This window comes from Cohnella sp. (genome assembly GCF_041640265.1).
Classification (GTDB): domain Bacteria; phylum Bacillota; class Bacilli; order Paenibacillales; family Paenibacillaceae; genus Cohnella.
On record NZ_JBEQAP010000038.1, the window covers coordinates 1 to 12944 of the forward strand.

Below are 12944 nucleotides of genomic sequence, written 5' to 3' on the forward strand. Positions count from 1 at the left end.
AGAAACTTCCAGGTCAACAAGAACTGCGGGAACCGCAGGGATCGCTTGCTCAACTTCACTTCGGATGAGGTGATTACGCAAGAATCCCCCACTTCAACGCAAATGCGTAAGTGGGGGAGTGTTCAACGGTACGGATTGCAGAATCCACTTTAGGCTCACCTTCAGCCATCACATCATTTGTAATGATGATCTGATACTCCCGATCTGTAACATTAGACGTAATCGCCGCAACGATCACATCTTGGTATCGCCGATTATAATCATTGTTTGACATTACAAGAACGGGTCTAAATGGAATAGGAATGAGCACGATGTCGCCTTAGCTAAGCATCATTCCATACCTCATCGTCAATATCGTTATGCCAAAAATCCAAACTGCTTTCAGCTGATTGACTAAGCTCTTTCAACATGCTGTTTTCACGCTTCATTTTCAAGTACCCGATAAAGTCCGCCACTTCCTCAATATCTTGCGGCGGAATCTCTGCGATCAGTTTATATATCGTCTCCTTGGATACGCTCATCTCTTCACGCTCCCAGCTTCATTACTTAATCACAACCAGTAGCTTACTTTGATGATAACATATGCGGGGCTACGCATTAAATGGCACCCTTCGAGAACAAGGCCGTTTTCCCCCCGCGTCCCCAAATACCTTCAACTATCACTCAACCCCCTTATAAATCAAGGAACAAACGACTTCCACATGTGTTGTGCTGGGAATAGGAACATGGATCACCCCCCTCATTTAATGAAGGCTTTTTTTGATTCTGGCTCTTCATCTGGGCTTGGACACTGCTTTTAAAGCCTGTTTTGTATATAAAAGTTAGTTTGTACGGATTAGTGCTGCTATCATCACAATTTTCTCCAACCACGATTTTATCGACAACACTTTCAAGTACACTTCGATCAAACGTAGGCAGAACCGCATTCGACCGAAGCACTTGACGAAAATGGGTTATCCTTTTCTCAACATCGACTTCATTTTGTGCAGATTCCTCTAATTTCGCTCTTTCGTCAAGCAGTTCGTTCAAGAGCGATTCAAGTTCTGCATACTTACGCTCATATGTTGGTCGATCTATCTTATCGTCCAGATGCAAGTCGATCAAATTGCAACGCTTATTCTCAAGAGCCTGAATTTCGTTAATGATTTTAGTCAACTGTTTTTGGCTGTCCTGCTCGGTCAGGACAGATTCCGCTCTTACTAAAAGCTCGTCCAACACATCTTTATGGTTGTCACAAACCAAATTGTACGTTTCAACAAAAGCACCTTCAACTATCTTTTCTTCAATCCCCTTGCTATGAGGACAATATTTCTTTCCCTTCTTCGTATTAGTAGAACATTGCCATATGGTCTTTTCATGCGTTGTCCCGCTATTCCAGCTCCGCCGCGAAAAATGACCGCCACAGAAAGCACATTCCAGCATGCTGCTGAAAGCAAACTTTCTGCTGTATTTTTCCCGTTTACCGCCTGCTTCCAGCTTGTTACGAATTTCCCCACGACGATGAAGTATATCTTGAGCCTTTTCAAAAATTTCCTCGCTGATAATCGGCTCGTGATGATTTTTTATATAATACTGATCTTCTTCTCCACGGTTATCAAGTCTTCGTTTAGTGATAGGGTCGAGCGTAAAGGTCTTTCCTTGAAGAACGTCGCCCTTATACTTCTCATTCTTAATGATACCTAAAACGCTTGTATCACACCATTCGATATTTCCGCGTTTTGTTTTATGTTCCAGCTCCGTCAATTCTTTCGCAAGCATATACGCGCCAATGCCCGAAATATAACGATCAAAAATGTAACGTACAATTTCAGCCTCATCTTCATTAATCGTTATCCGCTTCGTAACCGGGTCGTAGTCATATCCAAGACAGCTTTGAAAGCCTACCAGTTCGCCGCGGCTCATCTTCATCTTTAGTCCTCTTTTGACATTCGATGAGATATTCTCAACTTCTTGCTGAGCGACAGAACTCAAAATGGTGAGCAGCAATTCGCCGTCCATTGTAAGGGTATTAATATTTTCTTTTTCAAAAAATACGGCAACATTTTTTTCTTTAAGCATCCGAACGTACCTTAACGTATCTACCGTATTTCTTGCGAACCGCGATATGGATTTGGTTATGACCATATCAATCTTTCCATTCAAGCAATCGGTAATTAATCGTTGAAAGTCATCCCGTTTCTTTACCTGTGTACCCGTAATGGCTTCATCCGCATAGATGTCAACCAACATCCAATCGCTGCGTTGATTAATCATTTCCGTATAATATGAAACTTGCGATTTATAGCTGCTTAACTGTTCTTCGGTGTCTGTACTCACTCTGGCATACGGAGCAACACGAAGAATTTCCGATTTTCCTCCAGTGCGATCTGACAGTTTTCGGTTTGCCTTAATGACTTCAACTGCAATAGACATGATGAGCTCCTCCTTTGATTCGCATTTATGACGCTTACAGCGTAATAAATTTTCGTTTGATTAACAAAGGTGCGAATCAAGAGGTAAGGTCAGATTGGATACCATAGTCTCTCATGGTTTTGTTTTTTAATACATGAAACTCATGCTCGTTTATCAGCGACAAAGCTAACAATTGTCTCAGCATCGCGATTTGCATGCTATATCGAATTACCTTATGCTGCATAAACTAACCTCCCATACGGTTCACCTACGTTTCAAGAAACAGCGAAAAGCAGAGATGTGCTACAGCATCATGCACATCCCTGCACTCCGCCTCTGTTTTGGTTTCTCGCTTAAATATCCAATCCGATGAACGGTGGTGTCGCCGCTCTCATAGGATTCTCACCTCTCCCAGGATCGCTGGAAGCCGCCCCCATTGCGATAAGCTGTGGCTGGACGGAAGTATCATTATCCCTCCGCATGATCGTCGCCATAAATGGAACCACCATTTACAATTGCATGGAGAAATCGCTCGCTCTCCGCCATCATCTCCACCAGCGTATACTGGAAAAAGAACAGGCAAAGTGGTCATGGCGCACCTGCAAATTGGCTTACCTATATATAGGTGTGCGGGGAATGTACCGGATTAGAACGTATGAAATTTTCAAGGTGCAAGGAGGGCAACGAAACTTTTCCCTCTACTATTCATTTCATTTTTCATGCAAAATCGGACCCGATTGCTAATTTTCCTATCAGTAAGGGAAAGATTTCAAATGGAATGAGTGAAGTACGCGAGATGGATCGTGTTTAAACACTTCAATCTCAACTCCCATTTCGCAAAAAATTGAGAATATCAATTTTTTATTGATTATCCATCGATTTAACGTATAATTATACATAATGTTTTGTGAGGTGATTTGAGTGGATGTCAGCTATAAGAGGCTCTGGAAACTATTGATTGATCGTGGAATGAAAAAGAAAGATCTCAGAGCTTCATCTGGTATAAGCACAAACGCACTGGCAAAACTCGGGAAAAATGAGAGCGTTACAACGGATGTTCTTGTAAAGGTATGCAAAGCTTTAGATTGCGACATACCCGATATCATGGAGATAACCAAAGATAACAATCGTGACTAAATGAACACATTTGGCGATTCTAAAGAACAAAAATTAGAAGATCGTTACATCCAACCGGATGTAACGATCAGGACAGAGGTGCAAGGTGGAGCAGATGCAAATGCATTGGAGTTTAGAAGGTCTCGAAAACTCTTTTATTCGTGGCAATTGTGAAGATATTTTGAAAGAGTTTCCGAAAGGAAGTATTGACTTGGTACTTACATCACCGCCGTATGCAGACCAACGAGACTACGGTTCTGACGATTCGTTAATATCACCGGATCAATATGTTCAATGGTTTGCTCCAAAAGCGCAAGAAATACATCGTGTACTTAAAGATAATGGAAGTTTTGTATTAAATATTAGTGATAAAGTAGTGAATGGGTATCAGCATTTATTTGTTTTTGAATTGGTTTTATATTTGTGCAAAGAAATTGGATTTCATCTTGTTCGCGACTACATCTGGTACAATCCAGCTACTCCGCCAAACGTATTTTCTCGGGGGGGGTTTGGAAGAACTAAAAAATCACATGAACATTGTTTTTGGTTCAGTAAAGGGTCGGAGTGGACATTCAATCTTGACCCGATCCGCAAACCTTATGGAAAGGACATGCTGAAATATTTGCAAGGGAAAGGAAAAGGTGACCGGAACCAAAATACACGCCCAAGTACACACAATTTTGATTGCGAAAAAGTGTGGAACGATAACGGTGGTTCCGACCCCGGTTCGGTCATTGAAATAGGAAATACCAATAGTAACGATGTTTTCGCTAAGCTTTGTAAAGAACGGGGAATATCCCATCCGGCCAGATTCCCGGAGAAATTGGCTGAATTTTTCATTCTATCTGGTACAAATGAGGGCGATATTGTACTTGATCCTTTTTCTGGATCAGGTACAACTGCTATTTCTGCAGCTCGAAATAATAGACGATGGATCGGGCTTGATGCAAATCCTGATTATTGTGAACTAGCTTCTGCGAGAATGAATATAGAGTTTGAAGGAGCGAGCAGAGGTGATTGAACGCCTGGAGCATTCGGAATATGCTGTATCTTGCTGCGATGGCGCTAAAGGTCTGCTGCAACTACCGGATAAATCAATAAAGCTTGTATATGGTTCGCCTCCATATCCAAATGCAGAACGCGATTATGGTGTCTGGAAATCGAGCGAATACATTGAGAAAATATCGCCTTTTATTGAAGCTGCTATAAAAAAGCTTAGAGATGATGGTTTTCTCGTGATAAACATTAAAGCTAACCGTGAAAAAGCAACTTCAAAAACGGCAACTAAAAGATCATTAGTGGTTGAAAAGTTAGCTATTATGCTTGAAGAACACTGGGGTCTTCACTGCGTAGACATTGAAATTTGGGTGAAGGAAAACCCTGTCCCTACCGGATTGCGGGTAGCCTGCCAAGATGCTTATGAACAAAATCTATGGTTCTCCATATCTCCCAAATGGACGATTAACCTTGATGATATACGTCGGCCTTACGAGTCCCATAGTGTCAAAACGTACGAAGGCTACGAGTATAAGCCACGTTCTAACGGTCTTTCGTATGTTCGGAAGAATAAGCGCATTCAGCCCCATCCTCTTGGAGCGCTTCCAACAAATATTATACAAGGCGGGGTTTCATCGCGTATCTTAGGTCATCAAGCTGCGCAACCTCTTTATTTACCTGAAAAGTATATTAAGGCGACAACAAGACCGGGAGACTTGGTTGTTGATCCGTGGATGGGGAGTGGGACTACTGGCGTAGCAGCGCTCGCTCTTAAACGAAAGTTTGTAGGGTTTGATCTAGTAGAGTTACATGTTGCGGACGCTGAGAAACGATTTAGAGAAATGATTTAAAAGGCGGAGGACAATGAGCGCAAAATCTCAAAAATTGGGAAGAACCCAACTTAACCGCTTATTCGTGGATAGCCTCGGTGATGCCGTGCTCAATACAGAAGATCTTGATGCAAAGCCGCTAATAATTGATCTTCGGAAACCATATCCATTGAGGTTGCGTGTGTACTTATATAATTGCACTAATCCTCCCGGCGGCCGCGCTCTTGATGAGTATAAGATACAAGTTATTGTTCCTGATCAACAACGTGGAACACGCGGGAGTTTTGATTATTCCGGTGGACGTATGGCTCTTTTGGCAGCATATGTTTGCCTGTCAGATGAAATTACGAACGGTGTTTTTGTTCTGTGGGATGCCACAAAACATGCAGACTTTTCGTACAGTGCTAACTTTCAAATTAAAGCTGAAACGATAATTGAAGCTCTGTGCATACCAGTATCCGCCAGCACTCGTGGAAATAATGAAATCGTTTTGGGTGCACGGCCACGATATCTGTTATCTGCGATTGAAATGCGAATGGACATTATGAGCCGAGACATTTTGGAGGCATCCCATGACACTTGATGCATATGATTTCAAAACTGCGTATAACAAAGTAGAAAATGATATCGCAGAAGAATTTTATTTGCCCTGCATGCGTGTTGCCTCTCATTATGATCGGATATCTGGATATTTTGGAAGCACAATCTATATTATCGCTTGGGATGCCTTAAGAGAGTTTATCCTCAATCAGGGGAAAATACGGATTATTTGTTCGCCGTATATTTCGGATGAGGATCACGAGGCAATGGATAAAGGATATTCAGCCCGTAACAATGAAATTCTCGCTACTTCTATCAAAGAAGAGGTTCAATCACTATTTTCAAGTCCCTCACTGTCTGCACCGGCCCAACTGTTAGCCTACTTAGTCTCGACTAATGTTGTTGATGTGAAGATTGCTGTGGTAGGAGACACTTCAAATGCGAGCGTCAAGCGCCTCTTTCATGATAAAGTAGGTGTTTTTTATGACAGGAAGGGTAATTCGGTAGGATTTCGTGGTTCCATGAACGAAACATATAAAGGACTTTCGTCTGATGGAAACATCGAGTCAATCGATGTGTTTCCGAATTGGGTTGGTGACCGTGACAAGAGTAGAGTTGAAGATGCTCAATCGATGTTTGAACGTCTCTGGGCGAACCTTGTCGATGATGTAACTGTGTATGATTTTCCTTCGGCTGTAAAAGACATACTGCGTGAAAAAGCAAAAGATTGTAATTGGCAAAAACTTTTAGATGAAATAAAGGTCACCGAAAGTGCCTCTCAAAAATGGAAGCCAGATAAAAGACCCGGTACTAAAACACCACGTCCTCATCAAATTAATGCACTTGAGGCATGGTTGAAGAATGGTCGCAGGGGTATTTTTGAACATGCTACTGGTAGTGGAAAAACATTTACAGCTATATGTGCGATACGAGATGCATTAGAGCGGCATGAGACTATTTTAGTCCTTGTCCCCTCCCGTGATTTATTAAAACAATGGTATTCAGAAATTAGAGAAACCATCGTAGGCCTTGATATCTTCTATTTATTATGTGGTGACGGTAATAACGAGTGGAAACAACCAGGTTCCCTTTTTTCATGGACGTCTTCGCGAAAAAATCAATATAAGATAATACTAGCAACTATGGATACGGCCTGTTCTAGTCTTTTTCTTCAGAACATTGCTCAGGGAGAGCATCTATTCCTTGTAGCTGATGAAATGCACAGGCTCGGCAGTCCTAAACGCCGTCAGGCGCTTACTTTGACTACGGGAGCCCGATTAGGATTATCGGCGACACCATATAGATACGGCGATCCCGCTGGAACAGCAGCGCTGTTTGAATACTTTGGAGGAATAATCCCCCCTCCCTTTACTCTTGAAGATGCTATAAACAGTGGCGTGTTGACACGTTATTTTTACCATCCACAAAAGTTATCGCTCACTGTAATCGAACAGCAAGCTTGGAATGAGATTTCAACTGAAATAAGCAAGCTTATCGCGCGTAGTGGAGTAAAAGAAGGTAAAGACTCAGATATCTTCAGCAATTCACAGCTTCAGCGACTTCTAATAAAACGTGCTCGTATAGTAAAAAATGCTTCTGGTAAAGTTCCACTCGCTATTGATATTCTCAGAAAAAACTACAGCTACGGACAGAAATGGATCATTTATTGTGACAATATCACTCAATTAAAGTCTGTTCTAACTGGTGCTACGCACGCTGGATTTGATACATATGAATATTATGCGGAGATGCTGGGGGATCGCGAGACAACTTTATCCTACTTTGAAAACAACGGCGGCGTACTGGTCTCAATAAAATGCCTGGATGAAGGAGTAGATATCCCTTCCACAACCCATGCTTTAATTTTGGCCTCTTCGCAGAATCCGAGGGAGTTCATCCAACGTCGAGGTCGTATTCTCAGAAAAGCACCGAACAAGTACTTTGCTCATCTGTACGATGCCATTACAATCCCAGAAATATCCGATTCTGATACTGATAAAAGTCTTTCAATCATTACGGCAGAATTATCACGAGCTATCCAATTCGGCCAGAGCGCTGAAAATCCTGCTTGCATAACTGATCTTAAAAATATAGCGATAGATTTTCAAATCGACTACAATAGTCTAAAAGACGGAGGAATTGAGGATGATGAGGAATGAAATTGAGGTAGAAGAACTACTCCGAGTGTTGGAGACGATTCGATCAGAACAATACCCTGACATACCTGCTGAAATCATTCGGGAAGTAGTCATTGCACAATTTGAAAACCAAGACGATCGTACACTAGGCAGGAGAGATACCAAAAAGATAATAGATGATTACTTGAGAGAAGTTACCACGACAGACTGAGGTGATTATTTAATGCTTCGTTTTTTAAGTTTGACGATAGAAAATTTCGGACCGTTTAAGGGTAGTCAAACCATTGATTTCACAGACAAGAATGGCGTTTCTATTGTCTGGGGCAACAATGGTCGCGGAAAAACCACCCTTCTAAATGTTTTTCGCTATGCTTTATTTGGGAAAATTCAGAACCGTCGTGGGATCATTAAAGGTCTGACCAATATCTCTAATATTGAGAGCCGCTCTGAGGGGAACTATGGATTTAAGGTAGTTCTGCGGATGTCAAACAACGGGAAAAGCTATGAGTTGACTCGGCAATATAAGCTGAGACCCGGCACGGTTAAGCCAGCAAACGATGACGACTATGAGCAAGCGGTTTATCTTAAGCAGGATGGCTCCTTTCTCTCTGGAGAAGAGCGCGATCATGTGCTAAATAGCATCATGCCGGAACAAGTTTCAAGGTTTTTCTTGTTTGACGGAGAGTTACTACAAGAGTACGAAGAACTTCTTTTGGATGAAACCGATGCAGGTGCAAAAATCAAAGAATCTATCGAAAAAATTCTGGGTGTCCCTGTACTAACGAACGGAGCAATCGATGTAGAAAGCGTCCTTGATGAATACAAAGCTTCCAAAAACAGAGCAGCTCAAAACGACAACAAAACTAAGCAAATCGCATCACAAATTGCAGTACTTGAAGAGAAACTTAAAGAACACCGCTCCGAGTATGACCGTTTGTGTGACATTCTAACAGAAGAGATTAGTAATCGCAATATCCTAGCAGATAAACTGTCTCAGACGGAACGTATACGAGGGCTTTTAGCTAATGAAGAAGATCTCGAGATTTCCATTGAAAAAAACAAGGAATTAAGAAACAGTCTTTTAACTTCAATTTGTGCTATTACAAAAGATGCATGGAAGGGCTTGATTGGTGCGCGTGTTTCGACGGTACTATCCATGTTGGATGAGGAAGCTAAGAATTTGGAGGACAAAGAAAAATCCCAAAGTACTGCGGAAAATTTCCTCGAAGAGATGCGACGAGCAGTATCTGAGAAACACTGCCAACTTTGCGATCAAGACATCAACGAGGAACTGCTTGCGAGAATGCAAAACCTAATAAAGCGTAAAGAGTCTGAATATGGTGGGTTAACCCCTGAGGAAGCAACAAATTTACATGCTCTTCGCGCTCGTAAGGCAACTCTGAAGAGTATGCTTTATCCAAGCCTCCGAGAAAAACTTGAAGTTTATGAAGAACAGCTTAGCCGTGTTAACGTTGAAATCAGCCGGGATGACCGTCAGCTTAAAACTGTACGTGAAGATATCGAACGCTATGGCGATATTGAAGGTTTGTCTGAATTAGCTCAGCAACATGCACAATGCCATGCGAAGATAGAAAATCTTGAAGCTGGGAAACGTAATGAAAGAGACAAAATTGCAGAAGCCCAAAGCTCACTGGCAACACTTGAAGGGCAACTTAATCGACATGCAACTGGTACCGCTATGTTGGCCGCAAAACGTAGAGTGGAAATCTGTGAACAAATACACAGTATTTTCGAAAAAGGGATAGATGCTTATCGAGATAAACTGAAATCGGATGTTGAACGAGATGCAACCGAACTGTTCCTGAAGATTAGCAATGATCCCGATTATGTAAAATTAGAAATAAATGAGAACTATGGTCTATCCATAATTCATCAAACGGGAGAAAAGCCACCTTTCAGATCGGCAGGTTTTGAACACATCGTAGCATTGGCACTTATTGGAGCGTTGCACAAAAACGCTCCTCTTCGCGGCCCAATTATTATGGATTCTCCTTTCGGCAGACTTGACCCTATTCATAAAGAAAACATCACTAAAGTGCTGCCATCAATGTCGGATCAGATTGTGCTATTAGCATATACCCATGAAATTGATGAACAAACAGCACGACTCACTCTCGGGAACGCATTAAATAAAGAGTATCGATTGACTCGTCAGACATCCTTTTTCACACGGGTTGAATAATACATGAATCAAAATGAGGTGAGTTAATTTGGCTGAAGATCTCGTGAACATTCGTTTATCGCGTTATGCTAATGAAGTAGCTGAACAGTTAGTTGCTTCAAAATACTTTGACTATACGTCTACAGTTGCAAAATTCGCTTTGGCTTACGCACTGAAAAATCATTTTGACGAAATCAACCCAGCTACATTTCAAGTTCCTGATGCTGGTGGATCAAATTATAATATCGGCAGCTTTGATAGTGATGGACAACTGGCTCTTCTTCTAAAGACGTTATATCCTGAGACCACCACGCCTTATACATACGCTCGCTCACTCATGGTTTTTGGTCTTAATAAACTCGGGGAGCGTATTAGTCGAGAGGGACTTCATTCAATTAGTTCATTTCTTTAAGAGACTGGGGGTAACCGAAAGAGAGTGACCGTGTGACAAGTCTTGTTGCACAAGATGGCGCCTAGCGCGGATACGGCCAACGCACCGATCCAGCATCCATCGTTCAATGGCCTTGAAGAAGCGCGTGCGCGGCTTCGCCCGGTTTAAGGATTCTACAAACCATATCTCCTCAGTGGCAGCAAGCAAAGCCGCGCTCGGAATGAGCGCGGCAGATTGTCCCTCTAATCAAATTTGCACATCTTCGTGCATTTTCGTGATTGCCTCTATAAGAGCTTCTTTAATATATAGTAGAAATCGGCAGATTGTCTCCCAAAGGATTTTACTTACCGTTCGCAATATGTGGCCTTCCAAACAACACTTGCTTGTCCGAATCAAACAAATTGCGATACACTACCTGCCCCTGACTAGAGGAAGCATCCACCACCTTGCCATCCCCCGCATAAATTCCAACGTGGGTAATATCCATAAACCTACCATTATTCTCGTAGCTCCAAAATACAAGATCGCCAGGAACCAGGTCCGCCGCGCTTACTGTCATACCATTCTCTACGCAAAATTTTGCTTGTTCTGCTGCGGTTCTTGGCAGGTTAATGCTTAGCTGTCGATAAACCCACTGAACGAGATAGCTACAATCTGTAAAGTTATCCTGTCCGGCCTTCGGTTGACTGTACGGATCGCCTAAACGAGTTAGCGCCAATTTGACGACTTCGCTGCCTATTTCTCCCTCGGGCAAATGCTGCCCAATATCCGCAAGCTGCCCCGGCGTCAAGCCAATATCCGTTTCTTTACCCAGCATCGCAAACATGAGTGGCCGAAACTCTCCAGACATCATTTCCTTCATGATGTCCATCTGTTCATTTGTAAAGTGATAAGATTCAGCTTGTTGCTCCGCAGTTTTGCTCGAAACGGTAATATGCAAAATGTGTTCATAGCTGGTAGTCGTCTCTTCGCTGGTAGTCCCATCTTCATGCTCTACCGTAACGCTTTCCGTATGTTCGATCGTTTCGATACGGGATTCCAGTTGATTCATGTCCCAAAACACCGATTGGATGATCCCAATCCTTGTTGCATCAAGTGTTGCTACATCCATTCCGTTTTCTGAATCCATGACAGTCTTCACGGCAAAAACGGCTATAATATCCATCCAATTATCTATTCGCGTGTTGTCCGCGCTGCCGGGGTAATGAAACTCCACCCGGTCTACACGGCCAGAGGACTGCTGTATTTCTGCCAGTCGGTCGGCATACTCAATGTCCAGCTCTTGAACGATTCGGGAAAGCGGCTTTACATCGGCATCCGTGTTTTCACCGGAAACAAAGATGCTGAACGGAGAGGAAATGACAGAAGCTATAGCCATAACAATGCACAGCAATACAATAACGGTGCTACTAATCCCCAAAAGCGCGGCTACCCCTTTGACAAGCAAAGCGGCCGCTTTCACTACCATTTTAATAATCCGAAGATTTAATCGCGCTGCAGCTTGCGCCCTTTGAATGGAGCGGCGGGCAGTCATCGTCATCTGTGCAGTCCGCTGTGCTGTCCTGGCGCTATTCATTTTTCCTTCCGCTTGATTATCAGAATGGCTTTTAGCCTGCCCTAGCCGTTGTCCCGTTTTAATAAATGGCGATAATGTCTTGAACTTCCGTTCTTTACGTTTTATCGTATAGCCTGCTTGCTTGGATAAAGCGAAGGGGATTCTGGATGACGGTGGCCTGAAATGCCGCTTCCTCAAGCTTTCGGACGTTAGCGCTTTTGGACGATTCACGCGTACATTTGCTGAATGAGATGCCGCGGCGGCAAATGCTCCTTTTTTCCCGGCCGGTTCTTGATCCCTACTTTCCCGATTTAGAATTCGGTTAGTAAAGCTATTTTTGCGAAGAGGATGCAAAAGCCGGGCATTGACCCGGCTCCGTATAAAGCGTTGTTTTTTTGATTGGTGGTTAGTTGACAAGAGATATTTCCCATCTACCGGCTTTCGGAGATGCAACCTACGGGCAAGTCGCAATTGATGTGTACCCGAAGGCTTAGTCATTATAGCAGCGGGGTTCTGCATCGATACCGTATCCGCCTCTGACTTTGTCCGCCTTTTTTGAATGAGCCTTATCAATCTTTTGCTAGCAACCACGCTCGTTCCAATTTGAAAACGTACCGTTTTATCTATGGCCGATGTTGAATGGTGCTGTGCATATTCATTTGGAGATTGTGAAGTCGTCTTGTCATCGTCTTTATGCTGTTTTGTGCGGGTGCTCGAATGTTTTACATGATCCATCAAGTTTGGCAGTCTGTCCAAACGTTTAATGTCTTTCACAATAGTCCTTGTTTTAATATCCTTCATCTAT

At 42.7% G+C, this 12944-nt stretch carries 14 protein-coding genes; 8 read left to right on the forward strand and 6 right to left on the reverse strand.

Going from position 1 to position 12944, the window contains the following annotated elements:
* Positions 1 to 73: 73 nt before the first annotated feature.
* The 5 genes from ACESLK_RS21650 to ACESLK_RS21670 form a co-directional block, all read right to left on the reverse strand.
* Positions 74 to 310: a type II toxin-antitoxin system PemK/MazF family toxin gene (locus tag ACESLK_RS21650; protein WP_373231797.1), complete on the reverse strand. Its 237-nt coding sequence runs from the start codon at positions 308 to 310 to the stop codon at positions 74 to 76.
* Positions 311 to 323: 13 nt separating this feature from the next.
* On the reverse strand, positions 324 to 521 hold the full coding sequence (locus ACESLK_RS21655) for a DUF2281 domain-containing protein (RefSeq protein WP_373231798.1): 198 nt from the start codon (positions 519 to 521) through the stop codon (positions 324 to 326).
* Positions 522 to 672: 151 nt separating this feature from the next.
* Complete coding sequence (locus tag ACESLK_RS21660) at positions 673 to 2412, reverse strand: recombinase family protein (protein ID WP_373231799.1); 1740 nt, start codon at positions 2410 to 2412, stop codon at positions 673 to 675.
* Between the two features lie 76 nt (positions 2413 to 2488).
* Entirely contained in the window at positions 2489 to 2635 is a 147-nt protein-coding gene (locus tag ACESLK_RS21665) for a conjugal transfer protein (protein ID WP_255654295.1), read from the reverse strand.
* 109 nt (positions 2636 to 2744) lie between these two features.
* The gene (locus ACESLK_RS21670; RefSeq protein WP_373231800.1) at positions 2745 to 2885 is read right to left on the reverse strand and encodes a hypothetical protein; all 141 of its coding nucleotides are present in this window, start codon (positions 2883 to 2885) and stop codon (positions 2745 to 2747) included.
* 427 nt (positions 2886 to 3312) lie between these two features.
* On the opposite strand from ACESLK_RS21670, the gene ACESLK_RS21675 reads away from it, so the two are divergent.
* The 8 genes from ACESLK_RS21675 (at position 3313) to ACESLK_RS21710 (ending at position 10605) form a co-directional block, all read left to right on the forward strand.
* Positions 3313 to 3528 (forward strand): helix-turn-helix domain-containing protein, encoded by a 216-nt coding sequence (locus ACESLK_RS21675; RefSeq protein WP_373231801.1) that lies wholly within the window; start codon positions 3313 to 3315, stop codon positions 3526 to 3528.
* Between the two features lie 94 nt (positions 3529 to 3622).
* Positions 3623 to 4528, forward strand: a complete 906-nt coding sequence (locus tag ACESLK_RS21680) for a DNA-methyltransferase (protein WP_373231847.1) — start codon at positions 3623 to 3625, stop codon at positions 4526 to 4528.
* On the forward strand, positions 4521 to 5354 hold the full coding sequence (locus ACESLK_RS21685; RefSeq protein WP_373231802.1) for a DNA-methyltransferase: 834 nt from the start codon (positions 4521 to 4523) through the stop codon (positions 5352 to 5354). Before ACESLK_RS21680 ends, ACESLK_RS21685 begins: the two co-directional genes overlap by 8 nt.
* A gap of 13 nt (positions 5355 to 5367) precedes the next feature.
* Positions 5368 to 5916 carry a hypothetical protein gene (locus ACESLK_RS21690; protein ID WP_373231803.1) on the forward strand — a complete coding sequence of 183 codons (549 nt, stop codon included), beginning with the start codon at positions 5368 to 5370 and terminating at the stop codon, positions 5914 to 5916.
* The gene (locus ACESLK_RS21695) at positions 5906 to 8032 is read left to right on the forward strand and encodes a DEAD/DEAH box helicase family protein (protein ID WP_373231804.1); all 2127 of its coding nucleotides are present in this window, start codon (positions 5906 to 5908) and stop codon (positions 8030 to 8032) included. The genes ACESLK_RS21690 and ACESLK_RS21695 overlap by 11 nt, the downstream gene beginning before the upstream one ends.
* Positions 8019 to 8222 carry a hypothetical protein gene (locus tag ACESLK_RS21700; RefSeq protein WP_373231805.1) on the forward strand — a complete coding sequence of 68 codons (204 nt, stop codon included), beginning with the start codon at positions 8019 to 8021 and terminating at the stop codon, positions 8220 to 8222. The genes ACESLK_RS21695 and ACESLK_RS21700 overlap by 14 nt, the downstream gene beginning before the upstream one ends.
* A 12-nt stretch (positions 8223 to 8234) precedes the next feature.
* The gene (locus ACESLK_RS21705) at positions 8235 to 10214 is read left to right on the forward strand and encodes an AAA family ATPase (protein WP_373231806.1); all 1980 of its coding nucleotides are present in this window, start codon (positions 8235 to 8237) and stop codon (positions 10212 to 10214) included.
* A 28-nt stretch (positions 10215 to 10242) separates the two neighbouring features.
* Positions 10243 to 10605 carry a hypothetical protein gene (locus tag ACESLK_RS21710; protein ID WP_373231807.1) on the forward strand — a complete coding sequence of 121 codons (363 nt, stop codon included), beginning with the start codon at positions 10243 to 10245 and terminating at the stop codon, positions 10603 to 10605.
* 319 nt (positions 10606 to 10924) lie between these two features.
* On the opposite strand, the gene ACESLK_RS21715 is transcribed toward ACESLK_RS21710, so the two are convergent.
* Positions 10925 to 12940: a C40 family peptidase gene (locus ACESLK_RS21715; protein WP_373231808.1), complete on the reverse strand. Its 2016-nt coding sequence runs from the start codon at positions 12938 to 12940 to the stop codon at positions 10925 to 10927.
* Between the last annotated feature and the right edge of the window lie 4 nt (positions 12941 to 12944).

What these genes read in the sequence shown, in the direction of transcription:
- ACESLK_RS21690 (WP_373231803.1), top strand. Translation starts at nt 5,368, where the DNA reads ATGAGCGCAAAATCTCAAAAATTGGGAAGAACCCAACTTAACCGCTTA.
- ACESLK_RS21715 (WP_373231808.1), bottom strand. Translation starts at nt 12,940, where the DNA reads ATGAAGGATATTAAAACAAGGACTATTGTGAAAGACATTAAACGTTTG.
- ACESLK_RS21700 (WP_373231805.1), top strand. Translation starts at nt 8,019, where the DNA reads ATGATGAGGAATGAAATTGAGGTAGAAGAACTACTCCGAGTGTTGGAG.
- ACESLK_RS21670 (WP_373231800.1), bottom strand. Translation starts at nt 2,885, where the DNA reads ATGGCGACGATCATGCGGAGGGATAATGATACTTCCGTCCAGCCACAG.
- ACESLK_RS21660 (WP_373231799.1), bottom strand. Translation starts at nt 2,412, where the DNA reads ATGTCTATTGCAGTTGAAGTCATTAAGGCAAACCGAAAACTGTCAGAT.
- ACESLK_RS21655 (WP_373231798.1), bottom strand. Translation starts at nt 521, where the DNA reads ATGAGCGTATCCAAGGAGACGATATATAAACTGATCGCAGAGATTCCG.
- ACESLK_RS21695 (WP_373231804.1), top strand. Translation starts at nt 5,906, where the DNA reads ATGACACTTGATGCATATGATTTCAAAACTGCGTATAACAAAGTAGAA.
- ACESLK_RS21665 (WP_255654295.1), bottom strand. Translation starts at nt 2,635, where the DNA reads ATGCAGCATAAGGTAATTCGATATAGCATGCAAATCGCGATGCTGAGA.
- ACESLK_RS21680 (WP_373231847.1), top strand. Translation starts at nt 3,623, where the DNA reads ATGCAAATGCATTGGAGTTTAGAAGGTCTCGAAAACTCTTTTATTCGT.
- ACESLK_RS21705 (WP_373231806.1), top strand. Translation starts at nt 8,235, where the DNA reads ATGCTTCGTTTTTTAAGTTTGACGATAGAAAATTTCGGACCGTTTAAG.